The sequence below is a fragment of the Streptomyces sp. ATLC9 genome (assembly GCF_057196705.1).
Map to the genome: position 1 here is coordinate 1 of NZ_JBXUOY010000555.1, position 737 is coordinate 737.

The 737-nt window shown below is 69.7% G+C and carries 1 protein-coding gene and 2 pseudogenes; all 3 read right to left on the reverse strand.

Going from position 1 to position 737, the window contains the following annotated elements; all coding sequences use genetic code 11:
* A pseudogene (locus tag AC2CJA_RS27020) lies at positions 1-166 on the reverse strand (ATP-binding protein); the annotation flags it as partial.
* On the reverse strand, positions 147-560 hold the full coding sequence (locus AC2CJA_RS27025) for a DUF742 domain-containing protein (protein ID WP_101255539.1): 414 nt from the start codon (positions 558-560) through the stop codon (positions 147-149). The gene AC2CJA_RS27025 and the pseudogene AC2CJA_RS27020, both read right to left, overlap by 20 nt.
* Positions 561-626: 66 nt before the next feature.
* Positions 627-737, reverse strand: a pseudogene (locus AC2CJA_RS27030) (roadblock/LC7 domain-containing protein); the annotation flags it as partial.

Here is a 737-nt window from a genome sequence, read left to right on the forward strand (position 1 = left end):
CGGTCATCACGGCTTCGGTGCGCAGCGGGTTGATCTCCGACACGGCGCCAACGAAGGTCGTCTTGCCCACGCCGAACCCGCCCGCCACCACGATCTTCGCGGAGGTGGTGGCACGCGTCGAGGAGGCCCCGTAGGCGGCCTGCGGGCTAGAGCTTGCGAAGTCCACTGAGCACCCTTTCGAGCAGTGTCACATCCGGTGCGCCGCCGGGCTCGCTGCTGCTGCCCGGCTGGTGGATCGCCACCATCCCGGCCTCGGCCAGGTCGGCCACGAGGATACGGGCCACTCCCAGAGGTATCGCGAGCAGCGCGGAGATCTCCGCCACCGACTTGACCTCCTGGCACAGGTGGCAGATCCGCTGGTGTTCCGGGAGCAGGCCCATGAGCTGCGCCGGGTCGGCTGTGGTGCTCACCAGCGCCTCGATGGCGAGCTGGTAGCGCGGCCGGGTACGGCCCCCGGTCATGGCGTACGGACGCACCAGCGGCTGATCGCCCTCACCGCCGTACGGCGCGTGGTCGTTCAGGCCACCGTACGGACCGGGTGAGGCGGGCGGCGGGGTCATGGCTCCTCCGAGCGAGGCATGTGGTCGACGATGCGGACTGTAGTGCTCGTGTGGGGGGAGCGTGGACTAGTTGAGCAGACTTCCCTGCAGTTCGGCGCGGAGGTCCGGCGTCAGCACCGTACCCGCCCGGTCCACCAGCAGGGCCATCTCGTACCCGACCAGACCGATGTCCGCCTC